The sequence below is a fragment of the Zoogloea sp. genome (assembly GCF_030157465.1).
Lineage (GTDB): Bacteria > Pseudomonadota > Gammaproteobacteria > Burkholderiales > Rhodocyclaceae > Zoogloea.
The window spans coordinates 75710-90900 of the sequence record NZ_JAOAUU010000060.1 but is presented as its reverse complement, the minus strand read 5'-3'; the positions used below and the strand labels follow the sequence as shown (position 1 = coordinate 90900).

At 65.3% G+C, this 15191-nt stretch carries 9 protein-coding genes; 5 read left to right on the top strand and 4 right to left on the bottom strand.

The genetic code is table 11. The annotated features are described in order from the left end of the window. Positions 1–4 precede the first annotated feature (4 nt). The 3 genes from Q1W26_RS08385 to coxB form a co-directional block, all read right to left on the bottom strand. Entirely contained in the window at positions 5–562 is a 558-nt protein-coding gene (locus Q1W26_RS08385) for a cytochrome c oxidase assembly protein (RefSeq protein WP_300438389.1), read from the bottom strand. A 132-nt stretch (positions 563–694) separates the two neighbouring features. After that, positions 695–2296 (bottom strand): cytochrome c oxidase subunit I, encoded by a 1602-nt coding sequence (ctaD, locus tag Q1W26_RS08380; protein WP_300438388.1) that lies wholly within the window; start codon positions 2294–2296, stop codon positions 695–697. A 91-nt stretch (positions 2297–2387) separates the two neighbouring features. Continuing rightward, positions 2388–3569: a cytochrome c oxidase subunit II gene (coxB, locus tag Q1W26_RS08375; RefSeq protein ID WP_300438385.1), complete on the bottom strand. Its 1182-nt coding sequence runs from the start codon at positions 3567–3569 to the stop codon at positions 2388–2390. A gap of 416 nt (positions 3570–3985) precedes the next feature. On the opposite strand from coxB, the gene Q1W26_RS08370 reads away from it, so the two are divergent. Then, positions 3986–4579: an SCO family protein gene (locus Q1W26_RS08370; RefSeq protein ID WP_300438572.1), complete on the top strand. Its 594-nt coding sequence runs from the start codon at positions 3986–3988 to the stop codon at positions 4577–4579. 65 nt (positions 4580–4644) lie between these two features. Here Q1W26_RS08370 and rpoH read toward each other — a convergent pair whose 3' ends face one another. Continuing rightward, a complete protein-coding gene (gene rpoH / locus Q1W26_RS08365) occupies positions 4645–5499 on the bottom strand; it encodes an RNA polymerase sigma factor RpoH (protein ID WP_300438382.1) in 855 nt (284 codons plus the stop codon). A gap of 300 nt (positions 5500–5799) precedes the next feature. Here rpoH and Q1W26_RS08360 point away from each other — a divergent pair, with 300 nt between their 5' ends. Genes Q1W26_RS08360 through Q1W26_RS08345 form a run of 4 tightly spaced genes read left to right on the top strand, consistent with a single transcriptional unit; the run spans position 5800 to position 15184 of the window. After that, the gene (locus Q1W26_RS08360; RefSeq protein WP_300438379.1) at positions 5800–6984 is read left to right on the top strand and encodes a two-component system response regulator; all 1185 of its coding nucleotides are present in this window, start codon (positions 5800–5802) and stop codon (positions 6982–6984) included. After that, positions 6984–7631: a histidine phosphatase family protein gene (locus Q1W26_RS08355; RefSeq protein WP_300438376.1), complete on the top strand. Its 648-nt coding sequence runs from the start codon at positions 6984–6986 to the stop codon at positions 7629–7631. Before Q1W26_RS08360 ends, Q1W26_RS08355 begins: the two co-directional genes overlap by 1 nt. 14 nt (positions 7632–7645) lie before the next feature. Next, positions 7646–11182 (top strand): response regulator, encoded by a 3537-nt coding sequence (locus tag Q1W26_RS08350; RefSeq protein WP_300438373.1) that lies wholly within the window; start codon positions 7646–7648, stop codon positions 11180–11182. Positions 11183–11194: 12 nt separating this feature from the next. Further along, positions 11195–15184 carry a response regulator gene (locus tag Q1W26_RS08345; RefSeq protein WP_300438371.1) on the top strand — a complete coding sequence of 1330 codons (3990 nt, stop codon included), beginning with the start codon at positions 11195–11197 and terminating at the stop codon, positions 15182–15184. Positions 15185–15191 lie beyond the last annotated feature (7 nt).

Sequence of the window (15191 nt, the reverse complement as noted above, 5' to 3'; positions counted from 1 at the left end):
CTCCTTAACCGGGGTCTTTCGGTGCAGGGAAAAATGCGTAGGCGAGGGTGAGTTCGCTGATCTCGTCGCCGATGTCGCCGTCCACGATGAAGGTCAGCGCCATTTCGCGGCTTTCGCCGGGGGCGAGGGTTTGTTGCGTGAAGCAGAAGCAGTCGAGCTTGCGAAAGTGCCGGGCGGCCACCGTTGGTGTCACGCTGGGCACGGCCTGGCCGACGATGGTCTGGTCGGAGAGGTTGCGCACCAGAAAGCGCGTGGTGCGCAGCTCGCCTGGGTGGATTTCGATGGCGGGTTCCAGCGGACGGATTTCCCAGGGCAGGCCGGGCATCAGTGTCGATGTGAATTGCACGCCGAGCTTGCGCTGGTAATTGATGGCCGAGGGCGGCAGATCCTTGGCGGCTATGGCGTCCTTCAGCGTTTTGCCGTTGAAGCCAATTGCCGCGCAGAGGGTGTCGTAGAGCGGCACGAGCGCAAAGCCGAAGCCAAAGAAGGCCGCGGCCAGCAGCAGCAGCCGGACGACCAACCGGCCGTGCCTGCGGGGCGGGGGCAGTGCGGCTTCGCGCATCGTGATCAGCGTTCGATGAAAAAGCCGATGACGTAGAGGCTGGCGGCAATTGCGCCGAGCATCCAGGCAAAGCGGGACGAGGATTTGCGGCGCTGGGCGAGGTCGGATTCGGTGAGGTGCATGGCGGCCTCCTTAGGCCTTGATGACAGGCTGGGTTTCCCAGGAGTGGTGGGGCGGCGGGGAGCTGAGTTCCCATTCGAGGCCGCTGGTGCCTTCCCAGACGGTGTTGCTGGCTTTCTCGCCGCCCTTCACGCACCGCCAGATGTTGTAGGCGAAGATCAGCTGCGACAGGCCGAGGATGAAGGAGCCGACGGTTGAGATGGCGTTGAACTCGGCGAACTGCAGCGCGTAGTCGGGAATGCGCCGCGGCATGCCCGCGAGACCGAGGAAGAACTGAGGCATGAAGGTGAGGTTGAAGCTGACCACGGTGAGCCAGAAGTGCAGCTTGCCGAGCTTTTCGCTGTACATGTGGCCGGTCCATTTGGGCAGCCAATAGTACACGCCGGTCATCACGCCCATGATTCCGCCGGTGAAAAGGGCGTAGTGAAAGTGGGCGACGACGAAGTAGCTGTGGTGGTACTGGGCGTCGGCGGCCACGTCGGCCAGCACCAGCCCGGTGAGGCCGGCGATGCCGAACAGCACGATGAAGCCGACCGCGAACAGCATGGGCGTCTCGAAGCTCATGGCGCCGCGCCACATGGTGGCGATCCAGCAGAAGAACAGCACGGCCAGCGGCAGCGAGATCGACATGGTGCTGTACATGAAATACAGCAACGCCGGCACCGGCAGGCCGGCGGTCAGGAAGTGGTGGGCCCATACAACCAGGCCAAGCACGCCGATGGCGATGAAGGACCACACCTGGGCCGTGTGGCCATAGATGGGCTTGCGGGTGAAGGTGGACAGCACGTGGGGCATCAGGCCCCACACCGGCAGCAGCAGGATGTAGACCTCCGGGTGGCCGAAGAACCAGAACAGGTGCTGGAAGAGGATCGGATCGCCGCCGCCGGCCGCGTCGAAGAAGTGGGTGCCGAAATGGCGGTCGGTGAGCAGCATGGTCACGCCGCCGGCGAGCACCGGCAGGGTGATGATCAGCAGCACCGCGGTGACCAGCCAGCCCCAGCAGAAGAGCGGCATCTGCATCAGCGTCATGCCCGGGGCGCGCATGTTGAGGATGGTGGCGATGATGTTGATCGAGCCCATGATGGAGCTGACGCCGAGGATGTGGATCGCGAAGATGGCGAAATCCACGCCGATGCCGCCCTGCACCGACAGCGGCGCATAGAGCGTCCAGCCCGTGGCCACGGCCCCGTCGCCAATGCCGAACAGGGCCAGCACGAAGGGCAGGGTGAGCAGGATGGCGGCCGGTGGCAGCAGCCAGAAACCCCAGTTGTTGAGGCGCGGCAGGGCCATGTCGGGCGCGCCGATCATCAGCGGGATCATCCAGTTGGCAAAGCCGGTGGCGGCCGGCATGAGCGCCGCGAAGATCATCACCAGCGCATGGACGCCGATCAGCTGGTTGAAGAACTCCGGCTTCATGAGCTGCAGGCCGGGCTGGAAGAGTTCGGCCCGCACAGCCAGGATCATCGCGCCGCCGACAAAGAACATCAGCAGCGAGAAGGTCATGTACATCGTGCCGATATCCTTGTGGTTCGTGGTGGTGAGCCAGCGCAGGATTCCGGTGGGGGCGGCGGCGTGAGCGCCGTGGGGATCGAGGGTGTGGGTGGCAGTGTTCATCCTGGATTCCTCTCAGGAAAATGAAGGGTCGCTCCCGGGTTTTCCTGATCCCCTCGGGGGAGCTTGCGTGACGCGGGAGCGTTGGGGGGGCTCATCGCAGGGCCTTGATCTGGGCGGGCTGGATCATGTCGCCCTTTTTGTTGCCAAAACTGTTGCGCTCGAAGGTGATGATGGCGGCCAGATCAGCATCCGAAAGCGTGGCCTTGAAGGATTGCATGGCGGTGCCGGCCTTGCCGTTCATCACGCGATCGACGTGGCTGTCGGGGATGAGCTTGCCGTCGGCCGAGAGCAGCGGGCCATTGACGATCTTGCTGCCGGCCAGTGCCGGGAAGGCCGGCGGAATGCCCTGGCCTTCGGCCTGGTGGCAGGCGGCGCAGTTCTTGTCGTAGGCGGCCTTGCCGGCGGCCATCAGCTCGTCCTTGGTCCAGGCCTTGTCGCTGCCGGCGGCTGCGGCGGCCATTTCTGTTTTCTTCTTGTCGACCCAGGCGGTGTATTCGGCTTCGGGTACGGCCCGCACCACCACCGGCATGAAGCCGTGATCCTTGCCGCACAGTTCGGCGCACTGGCCGCGATAGACGCCGGGCTCCTCGATGCGCACCCAGGTTTCGCGCAGGAAGCCGGGAATCGCGTCGCGCTTGACGCCGAACTGCGGCACCCACCAGGTGTGGATCACGTCGGTGGAGGTGAGCAGGATGCGCACCTTCTTGCCGACCGGCAGCACCACTTCGTTATCCACCTCGAGCAGGTAGTTCTCGCCCTTGGCCTCGGTGCCCTCGATCTGTGCGCGGGGGGTGGTCAGGGTGCTGACGAACTTGATGCCGGAATCGGGGTATTCGTACTGCCATTTCCATTGCAGGCCGGTGACCTTCAGCACCATGTCGGCCCGGGTGCGGGTGTCTTCCATGTCGATTACCGCGTGGAAGGCCGGGATGCCCATCAGCACGAAATCGATGAAGAGGAGGATCGCGAAGGGCACCAGCACCCAGAACCACTGGAGCGCGTTTCTGGGGCCGCTGAAGCTGGCGGGCTGGGCGCCGACGCTCTTGCGGTGCTTGAGCATCGAATAAATCATGATTGCAAACACCACCACGAACAGCACGGTGATGATGATCATGAACTGGTTGTGCATCGACAGCGTGTCGCGGCCGATGGGTGTGACGGGCTTGGGGAAGTTCCAGGTGTAGTCGGCGATGGCCGTACCCGCGGCAAGGGTGAGGCCCAGCCCTGCAAAAAGCCGATAGAGGCCGCTGGCGCGGGGGTTGAGTGTCGTCAAGGCTCGTCCTCTTATCTTCGTGGGAGGATCGGCTTCAGGTGCGAAGCCGGCTGTTCGGGATGGATTGCAGGTTGAAGTCGAATCGAGGAGCCGCCCGGCGCGTGACGTGACCGGCGGCGCCAGCACGCACGTTGACGACTATCAGGCGAGAGCATTCGGGGGAAGCTGTTCGGATGTGACGTAGCGCACCGCGAACATGGTCGTGGCAAGCTGTCGGGGTGCGGTTGGGGCGCGCAACGCTGTGTTGCGCGCCCTCCGTCTCTGTTGTTGCAGCCATGGCGTCTCCTCCAGGCCTCGTCTGCGACTTTTTGACGCAGATCAATAATGTTGATCAGTGTAGCATCAGATTTTATTTGCGCAGTGCACTTAAAGAGCGCGCAAGTTTTTGAAATTAAAAGAGGTTTCAAATGATTTCGATGTTGCGGCGCACTATCGTGGCGGGCTTGGCCCTTGGGCTGCTCGGGGCCTGCTCGCAGCCCGGGGACGGCGGGGCGGGATTCGTCAACACCGACATTACCGGCGCAAAGTACGGGCAGGATTTCAAACTGCTCGACCATCATGGCCAGCCGCGCAGCCTTGCCGACTACCGGGGCAAGGTGGTGACCCTGTTCTTTGGCTACGTTCAGTGCCCTGATGTATGCCCGACCAATCTGTCGGGCATGGCCGAGGTGATGCGCCAGCTCGGGCCGGATGCAGACAAGGTTCAGGTGCTCTTCATGACCGTCGATCCGGAGCGTGATACCCAGACCTTGCTGGCCGAGTATGTGCCTGCCTTCGACGCGCGTTTTGTCGGGCTATACGGCGACCTGCCCACGACCCGGGCGGTGGCAACGGATTTCAAGGTGTTCTACCAGAAGCAGGGTGACGTGAACGGCAAGGCCTACACGGTGGATCACTCCACCGGCACCTACGTTTTCGACCCGCAGGGACATTTGCGCCTGTATGTGAAGCACGCCGAGAAGCCCGAGTTGATCGCGGCGGATATCCGGAAGCTGCTCGCCGGAAAGTAAAGGGTTCCGGAAACAGAAAGGGCAACCCGCGGGTTGCCCTTTCAATGCTGCTGCGCTGCCGTCGATCAGGCGAGGGCGGCGAGCTGGTTGCGCATTTTTTGCATCGCCTTGGCTTCGATCTGGCGGATGCGTTCGGCGGAGACGCCGTATTCGGCGGCCAGTTCGTGCAGGGTTGCGCTGTCACCTTCGGTGAGCCAGCGGCGCTGGACGATGGCACGGCTGCGCTCGTCGAGCATGGCCAGTGCCTGATGCAGGCCTTCGTCCTGGAGGCGGGCGGATTGCCGCTGGGCCAGCACTTCGGACGGCTCGGCATGCGGATCGGCCAGGTAGGCGATGGGGGCGAAACGCTCCTCGTCATCGTCGGGGCCGGCTTCGAGTGCGACTTCCTGGCCCGACAGGCGGGTTTCCATTTCGCGCACTTCTTCGGGCTTGACGCCCAGTTGCTGCGCCACGGCCAGGACGTCGTCGCCCTGCAGGGTGTTGCTGCTGCTCTTCATGCTGCGCAGGTTGAAGAACAGCTTGCGCTGGGCCTTGGTCGTGGCGATCTTCACCAGTCGCCAGTTTTTGACGATGTATTCGTGGATTTCGGCCTTGATCCAGTGAATGGCAAACGACACCAGCCGCACGCCGCGATCCGGGTCGAAGCGCTTGACGGCCTTCATGAGGCCGACGTTGCCTTCCTGGATGAGGTCGGCGTGGGGCAGGCCGTAGCCGAGGTAGCCGCGTGCAATGGCGACCACCAGCCGCAGGTGGGACATCACCAGCTTGCGTGCGGCGTCGAGATCCTCGTTTTCCCGGAAGCTGTGGGCGAGGTCGGATTCTTCCTTCTCGGTCAGCAGGGGAACGCGATTCACGCTCTGGATGTATTGATCCAGGCTGCCAACCGCGGACGGAACGGGGAACGACAAGGTATGGGACATCAGTAACAACCTCCTTGGCCAGAATATTAGCACTCCCTGCCTGTGAGTGCTAAGGGGACGATTGGTTCCATGGTCATGTCACCCCGGCAGGGCGTGATGATGCCTGCCGGAAGGTGCGCAGGAGGCTGTTTGCAGGGCGGCAATCGTATCCGCCGTCAAAACTAAAGCCGGACGGGGTGCTGCCGTTTACGGTGCTGAGCTCCAGAGCGTCCGATCGAAGGGCGCAGGTGGTCGCAGCAGATTTTTCCGGCCGTTGCCCGTTTGACCAACAGCCTGCTTACCCGTTTGAGGTGTTCGGTAATGACTCTTGCAACAAACCGCGACGTGCGGGCGGCCAGTGCCCAGAAGCAGACGATCCTGATCGTTGACGACACGCCGCAAAACCTCACGATTCTCGGTGAGCTGTTGCAACCCCATTACCGGGTGAGGGCGGCCAACTCCGGCGAGCGGGCGTTGCGGGCGGCGAGCCTGCAGCCGCGTCCCGACCTGATCCTGCTCGACGTGATGATGCCCGAGATGGACGGTTATGCCGTGATGCAGCACCTCCACGCCGACGCCTCCACATCCAATATTCCGGTGATCTTCGTCACCGCCATGCATGACGCCGAAAGCGAGGAGCACGGGCTCGAACTGGGCGCGGTCGATTACATCACCAAGCCGATCAACCCCGCCATCGTGCTGGCCCGGGTGCGCACCCACCTCGAGCTCAAGCACGCCCGCGACCGCCTGGCTGTCGAGAACGAGTGGCTCGAAAGCGAGGTGGCACGGCGGATGAGCGAGAACCTGTTGATCCAGGATCTGAGCGTGCGGGCGCTGGCCTGCCTCTCCGAGGCCAGGGACAACGAAACCGGTCTGCACATCGTGCGCACCCAGACTTACGTCGAGCTTCTCGCCCGTCACCTTGAAAACCACGACCGCTTTCGCGATGCGCTGGCCGGTGAGCACCTCGGCCGCATCGTCAAGGCGGCTCCGCTCCACGACGTGGGCAAGGTGGGTGTGCCGGACAGCATCCTGCTCAAGCCCGGCCGCCTGACGCCGGAAGAGTTCGAAATCATGAAATCCCACGCCATGATCGGCGCCGACGCCATCAACAAGGCCATGGCGCAGGCGATTGCGGCCTGTACCGATGCCGAGGCCGCCGAACGTGCCGTGAAGGCCTTCGATTTTCTTGAAGTGGCCAAGGAAATCGCCGCGGGCCACCACGAAAAATGGGACGGCAGCGGCTATCCGGTGGGGCTGGCCGGCGATGCGATTCCCGTTTCGGCGCGCCTGATGGCCCTGGCGGATGTCTTCGATGCGCTGATGACCCGCCGTGTTTACAAGCCGGCTTTCGATATCGATGAAACCACGCGGATCATCAACGAAGGGCGCGGCAAGCATTTTGACCCGGACGTGGTCGATGCCTTCCAGGCCTGCCGGGAGCAGTTTGCCGACATCGCGCTGCGTTTTGCCGACCCCGACCCGGAAGCGCACGAGGCCATGTAATGGCTAAAAACTTCGTCCTGCGGTTCGCCTGCGTACTGTCATGCGCAGTCCTGCCGGCTGCGGCAGCCGATCCGGCGACGCGTCCGCCTGCGCGTTTTGTCGAGGTTTTCGCCACCCAGCAAACGCTCCAGAGCCTGCGCGCCGGCGGTTTCGTTCTCTATCTGCGCCACGGCAACACCGACAACACCCGTGCCGACCGTGTGCCGAGCGTGGACCTCAACGACTGTGCGACCCAGCGTCCGCTCACCGAAGAGGGGCGGCAGGTTGCAGCGCGCGTCGGCGAGGCGATCCGCAAGGCCCGGATTCCCGTTGCCGAGATCCGCATCAGCCCGATGTGCCGTGTCCGCGATACGGTCGCCATCGCCTTTCCCGGGCAGGCGGCGATCTCCGACAAGAACCTGATGTACACGGCCAACCTGACCGACGTGCAGAAGGCGCCGATCATCGCCAATACCCGGCATCTGCTGTCGGCGCCGGTGCCGCCCGGCACTAACCGGGTGCTGGTGGCCCACGCCCCCAACCTGATGGACCTCATCGGATATTTTCCGCGGGAGGCCACGCTGGTGGTATTTCGCCCCATGGGCGCCGCCGGTTTCGAATACGTGGCCAGCGTCGCGCCGGCCCAATGGCCTGAACTCCTGCGCTGAAGGCCGCAGCCCGGATGACAAAAAACTCGCCCCGCCTGCTGCGCTTTCAACTGATTTTCTTTGTTCCGGTGGCGATAGTCGTGGTGCTTGCGGGCATGCTCAACCTGGGTTCCCTGCAAAGCCTGCGCCAGGCGCACCGCCAGGCCAGCCTGCTGCAGGTCGATGAGATGGCGCGAATCGGGCTGGCTACCCGTTTTAACCAGGAAATCGCCGCCGTTCAGCGGCGGGTCACGACGACGCTTGAACAGGCGGCCACCGGCAAGCTGGACGAGGGCGAGGTTTACCGGGTGCATACCGAGGTGGTCAACCGCCTTGCCCGGCTGGCCGAGGACATGCCGGCGCTGCAGGCCGCGGTTAGCGAGGGCGGGCAGGGCACCGCGGTCATGGCCGATTTCGAGGCCTATCGCAACTTCATCATCTCGGCTACCGATCTTGCCGCCATCGATCCGCGGGGCGGCATGCGGCATGCCTACCAGGCCGCCAGCGTTTACGTGGCCCTGACCGAGCACACCCACGCCATTGCTGCGGCCGTTTCCACCGCAGCCGCCACGCGGGGCGAAAGCCAGGCCCGGCTCTTCGAGCAGCACGCCGTGCGCATCGCGGTGATCGGCGGCGTGCTGGTGGCGACGCTGATGGCGTGCTGGTTCGCGTTCGTGGCCTGGATGGCGCGGCGTCTGTCCGGCATCACCTCCGCGTTGCAGTCTCTCGCCGACGGTAATGTGGACCCGCCCTCGATGCCGCTGGTTGAAGCCATCGGCAGGAATCCGCGCAGCGTGCTGCGCGGCATGGCCGAGGCGGTGCTCGCCTTTCGCCGTACCGCACGGGCGCGTGAAGCCGCGCAGGGGGCGCTGCGCAAGCTCTCACTGGTGGTCGAGCAAACGCCGACCTCGGTGGTCATTACCGATCTGAGCGGCCGCATCGAATACGTGAACGATGCCTTCGTGCAGCAAAGCGGTTACAGCCGCGAGGAGGTCATCGGCAGCAATCCCCGCATGCTCAAGTCGGGCAAGACGCCGCCTGAAACCTACACGACCCTGTGGGCCGAACTCAGCGCCGGCCGCATCTGGCGCGGTGAGCTCGTGAACCGCATGCGCTCCGGCGAGGAGCGCACCGAGGCCGTGAGCATCACGCCGCTGCGCCAGCCCGATGGCAGTATCACCCATTACGTCGCCATCAAGGACGACATTACCGAGCAAAAACGCATCGGCGAAGAGCTGGCGCGCCACCGGGACCACCTCGAGCAACTGGTGGCCGAGCGCAGCGCCGAAGTGATCGTCGCGATGGAGGCGGCCGAGGCGGCCAGCCGCAGCAAGAGCGAGTTTCTGGCCAACATGAGTCACGAAATCCGCACCCCGATGAACGCCATCATCGGCCTCACCCACCTGCTCAGCCGCGAGATCGCCGACGTGCGCCACGCCGACCGGCTGGCCAAGATCGCCGCTGCCGCCCACCACCTGCTCAATCTCATCAACGACATTCTCGATCTGTCCAAGATCGAGGCCGGCAAGCTGGAACTGGAATTCACCGACTTCGAAGTCGAGCGTGTGGTCGGCAACGTCGTCACCCTGATCCGCGACAAGGCCGAGGCCAGGCAGGTCGAGCTGGTGGTCGACATGCGCGGCATTCCGGCCATGCTCCATGGCGACGGCTTGCGCCTGCAGCAGATCCTGCTCAACTTTGCCGGCAATGCCGTCAAGTTCACCGAGCGCGGCAACATCACGCTGCGCGCCTTCGTGGTGCGAGCCGAGGACGACGTGCTGGTGGTTCGCTTCGAGGTCCGCGACACCGGCATCGGCCTGACGCCGGAGCAGCAGGGCCAGTTGTTCCAGAGCTTCAGGCAGGCCGACGCATCGATCACCCGCAAGTTCGGCGGCACCGGCCTCGGTCTGGCCATCTCGCGGCGTCTGGCCGAATTGATGGGCGGGCAGATCGGCGTCGACAGCAAGATCGGCGAAGGCAGCAGCTTCTGGATCGAAGTGCCGTTCTCGTACAGCCGCGCGGGCGTCAGCCCGTCCCGGCCGGATATCGAAACCCGCGGGCGCCGCGCGCTGGTGGTGGATGACCTGTCCGATGCGCGGGATTCGCTGGTGGCCATGCTCGCCCGGCTCCACATGGAGGTGGATTCGGTGGCCGACGGCCCGACGGCCCTGGCGCAGGTGGCCGGGGCCGATGCCGCGGGCAAGCCCTACAGCCTGCTGCTGGTGGATTGGCAGATGCCCGGCATGGACGGCATCGAGGTCGGTCGCCGGCTGGTCGCCATGCCCCTGTCGCGCCGTCCTGCAAGCCTGCTGGTCACGTCTTACCCGGAAGCCCTGCCCCCGGACACCCTTGCCGCCACCGGTTATTTCGATGTGCTGGCCAAGCCGTTGTCGCCGTCGCTGCTGTGCGACGCCGTGCAGAACACCCTGGCCGGTCGTCACATGACGGATCACCCCCTCGTTACCGGCGAGGCCGAGGCCGCGCTGCGCTGCCGCGGCGGCGCGCGGGTGCTGCTGGTCGAGGACAACGCCATCAACCAGGAAGTCGCGCGGGATCTGCTCACCGACGTGGGAATCCAGGTGGATGTGGCCGAGGACGGCCAGGTGGCCGTGGACAAGGCCCGCGAGTCGGCCTATGACTTGATCCTCATGGATATCCAGATGCCGGTGGTGGACGGGCTGGCGGCCTCGCGGCTGATTCGTGCCATGCCCCGCCATGCCGCCACGCCCATTCTGGCCATGACCGCCAACGCCTTCGACGAAGACCGGCAGCGCTGCTACGAGGCCGGCATGAACGATCACGTGGCCAAGCCGGTGGTGCCCGAGACGCTTTACCGCAGCCTGCTGCAATGGCTGCCGGTGCGGGAGCCCGTGGTCAAGGCCCCGGCGCCTGTGGCCGCCACCGCGGCGCCGGCAGGCGAAGCCGTTGCGGACGCCGCGGACGACGAGGCATTGCGGCAGCGCCTGGGTGCCATTGCCGGGCTTTCAGTGGCGGCCGGCCTGACCGTTACGCGGGGGCGGCTGGGTGCTTACGTGCGCTTCCTGCGGCAATTCATCGACAGCGGCCTGCCGGCCAGTTTGCTGGTGGCGCTGACCGGCTCCGACATTCCCGCGGCCTTGCGTATCGCGCATACCTTGAAGGGCACGGCCGGCACGATTGGCGCCGTCCGCTTGATGAATGGCGCCGCGGGGCTGGAGCACGAGCTGAAAAGCGGCGATGGGGTGACGCCCTCCGCCGAGCTGCTGTTGCGTGCCCGGGGTCTGCTGGACGAATACGCCAGCTTGTGCGCCGCACTGCGCCGCGCCCTGCCGGCCGAGGAATCCCCCCGCGAGCCCGCTGCGCCCCAGGCCATCGACTTGCGCCAGGCGCGCAGGCTGGCCGCCGAACTCGGCGCACTGCTGGCCGATTATGATTTGAACAGCGGAGCCCTTTTCCGTCGGAATGCGGCGCTGTTCAATGCCGCGCTCGGGCCACGGGCGGCAAACGTGGCCCGGCAGATCGAGGATTTCGATTTCGACCAGGCCATCCAGACCCTCAATGCGGCGGTGGCTGAATGGCCGGCGCCTGACTAATGGAAGGTCGTCATGGCTGACACGATCCTGTTCCGCCTTCTCGGCATGCTGCTGGTCTGGAGTGTTTTCGGTGGCGAGACGCTCGCCGCCGATACGCCAGCCCCGCCGCCGCCGCGCACGATCAGCGTTGTGCTCGACGACAACTTTCCGCCGTATTCCATGCGCGACGCCAGCGGCGAGCTGCAGGGCATCCTCCGGGACCGGTGGATGCTGTGGCAGGCGCGAACCGGCATCGCGGTGGATCTGCGGGGCATGGACTGGGGCAAGGCCCAGGAAGTCATGGGCAGCGGCGGGGCCGATGTGATCGACACGATTTCGCGCTCGCCGGCCCGCGAAAAGATCTACGACTTCTCCGCGCCCTACGCCGACCTGCCCGTCATGCTGTTCTTTCACAACAGCATTGCGGGCATTGTGGACGCCTCCTCGAGCAAGGGCTTCGTGATCGGCGTGAAGCGCGGGGATCTCTGCATTGAAAAGCTCCGTGCCGAGGGGTCGGACAACTTTCGCTTCTATCCCAGTTACGCAACCCTGATCAGCGCCGCGGCCAATCAGGAGGTGCGTGTGTTCTGCATGAACCAGCGGCCGGCGGACTACTTTCTCCAACAGTCCGGCCTGACCGATTTCCGGCATACCGCGCCGATGTACACCAGCCATTTTCAGTGGGCCGTGGCCAAGGGCAACAGCGAGCTGCAGCGCGTCGTCGCCGACGGTTTTGCCCGCATCACGCCCGCAGAGCTGGCGGCCATCGACGACAAGTGGTTCGGCGCCCCGCTGACCGCGGCGGCAGGGCCGGCCTTGCGCTATGTCGCTTACGGCGTGTTCCTGATGCTGGCCGTGGTGCTCGCGCTGGTGGGCTGGAACCGCAGCCTGCGTCGCCGCGTGAGTGCCAAGACGGAGGCGCTGCAGCGGGCCCTGGACACCGTCGAGGCGGCCAGGCGTGATGTCGAGGAGGTGCGCGACCGCCTGGTCGCCACGCTCGAGGCGCTGCCCGACCTGTTTTTTGAATTCGATGTGGAGGGCCGTTATCTGGCCGTGCGTGCCACCCGCCACGATCTGCTGGCGGCACCGGAGTCGTCACTGGTGGGCCGCAACGTTCGCGACGTGCTTGCGCCGGAAGCGGCGCAGACCGTCTGCGATGCGCTGGCTGCGGCAGAAGTCGCGGGCAACGACTACGGCCGCGTGATCCGGATCGACATTGCCGGCCTGGAGCACTGGTTCGAGCTTTCGGTGACGCGGCAGCGCGTTATGGCGGGCGAGCCGTCGCGTTTCATCGTGCTCTCCCGCGACATTACCGAGCGCCGCCAGGCCGAGCTGGACAGGGCACGCTACCGGGAGCACCTGGAGCAGGAAGTCTCGCTGCGCACGGCGGATCTGGCTGCTGCGATGGAGGAGGAACAGGCCCTCTTCGATTCGGCCAGCGTCGGCATCATGCTGACCAAGGGGCGGGTCATCGAGCGCAACAACCGCCGCCTGGACGAGATGCTGGGCTACGCCAGCGGCGAGCAGATCGGCATGCCGACACGGCACTGGTATGTCCGCGAGGAAGACTGGCTGAGTGTGGGCGAGAAGCTGGCCGCGCAGGTGTGGCACGGCGAAATCTACAGCGAGGACCGGGAGCTGAAGCGCAAGGATGGCAGCTTGCTGTGGGCCCGGCTGTCGGCGCGGGCCATCGACCTCTCCAACCCGGACAAGGGCATGGCGTGCGTCGTCCAGGACATTTCCGTCGAGCATGCCGCCAGCGCCGAAATGGCGAAGGCACGGGCGCTGGCCGAAGACTCGGTGCGCGTGAAGTCGGATTTTCTGGCCAACATGAGCCACGAGATCCGCACGCCCATGAACGCCATTGTCGGTATGGCCTACCTGACCCTGCGCACCGAGCTGAACGAGCGCCAGCGCGATTACCTGGAAAAAATCCAGCGCGCGAGCCAGCACCTGCTGGGCATCATCAACGACATCCTCGACATCTCGAAGATCGAGGCCGGCAAGATGGTCGTGGAGCACATCGCCTTCGAGCTGGAGCGGGTGCTCGACAACGTAACCGGGCTGGTGGCCGAGAAGACCGCCGCCAAGGGGCTGGAGCTGATCGTCGATGTGGCCAGCGACGTGCCCAACACGCTGGTCGGCGACCCGTTGCGCCTCGGGCAGATTCTGATCAACTTCGCCAACAATGCGGTCAAGTTTACCGCCAGCGGCGAAGTGACGATCCGCGTCGGCGTGGTGGGCCCGGTCAACGGCGAAGTCATGCTGCGCTTCGCGGTGAGCGACACCGGCATCGGCATCGCCGAGGACCAGCGCGGCCGCCTGTTCCGCAGTTTCGAGCAGGCCGACACCTCGACCACCCGGAAGTACGGCGGCACCGGCCTCGGGCTGGTGATCTCGAAGCGCCTGGCTGAGCTGATGGGCGGTGAGGTGGGGGTGGATAGCATTGCCGGTGTCGGCTCGACTTTCTGGTTCACCGCGCGGCTGCGCCGTGGCGAAGCGCAGTCGCGGCGCTTTGTGCCGCAGGCCGAGCTGCTTGGCCGGCGCATGCTGGTGGTGGATGACAACAGCCATGCCCGCGACGTGCTCGGCGAGATGCTCAGGCGGATGAGTTTTTCAGTCTGCGCGGTCGAGTCCGGCGCGGCTGCGCTGGAGGAGCTCACCCGCGCGGAAATCGCCGATGCGCCCTACGCGGTGGTTTTCCTGGACTGGCAGATGCCCGAGCGGGACGGCATCTCGACGGCCGCCGACATCCACGAACTGGGCCTCGTGCATCCGCCGCAGTTGGTGATGGTGACGGCTTACGGGCGCGACGAGCTGCTCAGCTCGGCCGAGCGGATGGGAATTCGGGATGTGTTGATGAAGCCTGTTACCGCATCGCTGATTTTCGATACCGTGGTTCGCCTGCTGGGCGAGGCGGATATCGGGCGGGTTGGCGGGGCGCCGGACAAGGCGGTTCTGGTGGCGCCGACGCCCGAGCTGGAGAGCATCGCCGGGGCCCGCATCCTGCTCGTCGAGGACAACGACCTCAACCAGCAGGTGGCAACCGAAATGCTTTGCCAGGCCGGCCTTGTGGTCGAGGTGGCCGAGAACGGCGCCATTGCACTGGAAAAACTTGCCGAGGCGGATTACGACCTGGTGCTGATGGACATGCAGATGCCGGTCATGGACGGCCTGACCGCCACCGCGGAAATTCGCCGGCAGCCCCGCTTCGATCGCCTGCCCGTGGTGGCGATGACCGCCAACGCGATGGCCGGTGACCGGGAGCGCTGCCTGGCCGCCGGCATGCAGGACCACGTGGCCAAGCCGATCGAGCCGGCCGTCCTGTGGGGGACGTTATTGCACTGGATCAAGCCGCGTGAGGTTGCATCGGCGCCTGCCCCGGTGTTCATCGAACCCTCGCCGGGGCTGCCCGAAGTGCTGGCGATGAGCACCATCGCGGGGCTCGACACGGTTTCCGGCGTGCGCAATTCCCTCGGGCGGGAGGCGCTTTATCTTGCCCTGATCGGAAAGTTTGTGGCGGGGCAGCGGGATCTGCCTGCCCACATGGCCAGCGCGCTCGCCGAAGGCGACTGGGTTTCCGCCGAACGGCTGGTGCACACCCTGAAGGGTGTCGCGGCGCAGATCGGGGCCTATGAACTGAGCGAGCTGGCCGCGCAATTCGAAAAGGCCATTCGCCGCCGCGCCGCTAGCGTGACGCTGGCACCCATGCTGGCCGAGCTTGTCAGGCGGCTGACGGCGCTGATCGACGCGATGGTGGACAAAATACCGGTCGCACCAACCGAGAGCGCCCCTGTTGCGGTTGATCCGCAGGCCTTGCAGGCGGTTTGCGCGCGCCTCGCCGCTCAGCTTGCCGACGACGACTTTGCCAGCAGCCAGACGCTGGAGGCCAGCGAGGGCCTGCTCCGGGCCGGCCTCGGCCATCGTTTCCCGGTCATTGCCGACGCGGTGCGCAGCTTTGATTTTGCCTCGGCGCTGGCCAGCCTGCAGGAAGCCACTTCGAGTCTCGACATCCCGCCCTGAGCCTGCC

Coding starts and splice junctions, on each gene's coding strand:
- Q1W26_RS08385 (WP_300438389.1), bottom strand. CDS start 562: ATGCGCGAAGCCGCACTGCCCCCGCCCCGCAGGCACGGCCGGTTGGTC.
- ctaD (WP_300438388.1), bottom strand. CDS start 2,296: ATGAACACTGCCACCCACACCCTCGATCCCCACGGCGCTCACGCCGCC.
- Q1W26_RS08370 (WP_300438572.1), top strand. CDS start 3,986: ATGTTGCGGCGCACTATCGTGGCGGGCTTGGCCCTTGGGCTGCTCGGG.
- rpoH (WP_300438382.1), bottom strand. CDS start 5,499: ATGTCCCATACCTTGTCGTTCCCCGTTCCGTCCGCGGTTGGCAGCCTG.
- Q1W26_RS08360 (WP_300438379.1), top strand. CDS start 5,800: ATGACTCTTGCAACAAACCGCGACGTGCGGGCGGCCAGTGCCCAGAAG.
- Q1W26_RS08355 (WP_300438376.1), top strand. CDS start 6,984: ATGGCTAAAAACTTCGTCCTGCGGTTCGCCTGCGTACTGTCATGCGCA.
- Q1W26_RS08350 (WP_300438373.1), top strand. CDS start 7,646: ATGACAAAAAACTCGCCCCGCCTGCTGCGCTTTCAACTGATTTTCTTT.
- Q1W26_RS08345 (WP_300438371.1), top strand. CDS start 11,195: ATGGCTGACACGATCCTGTTCCGCCTTCTCGGCATGCTGCTGGTCTGG.